Annotated in this window: 1 protein-coding gene; it reads right to left on the bottom strand. The window is 75.5% G+C overall.

The genetic code is table 11. The features are described 5' to 3' along the window. A partial coding sequence (locus IF01_RS0140945; protein ID WP_030398697.1) for a DEAD/DEAH box helicase occupies positions 1 to 310 on the bottom strand: 310 nt, incomplete at both ends.

Here is a 310-nt window from a genome sequence, read left to right as displayed (position 1 = left end):
CGCCTCGGTCACCTGCTGCGCCAGCTCCCGGGTGGGCACCAGCACCAGCGCCAGCGGGCGGCGCGGTTCGGCCTTCTGCCCGGCGGTCCTGGCCAGCAGCGCGAGGCCGAACGCGATGGTCTTGCCGGAGCCGGTACGGCCCCGGCCGAGGACGTCCCGGCCGGCCAGCGAGTTCGGCAGCGTGGCGGCCTGGATCGGGAACGGGGCGGTCACGCCCTGGCGGGTCAGCACCGCGAGCAGTGCCTTCGGCATCTCCAGCTCGTCGAACGCCTCGACGGCCGGCAGCGACGGGGTGGTGCTCACCGGCATC

Source organism: Kitasatospora purpeofusca (genome assembly GCF_000718025.1).
GTDB lineage: Bacteria > Actinomycetota > Actinomycetes > Streptomycetales > Streptomycetaceae > Kitasatospora > Kitasatospora purpeofusca.
The sequence above is the reverse complement of the archived record's forward strand: the minus strand, read 5'-3'. Positions and strand labels throughout refer to the sequence as shown.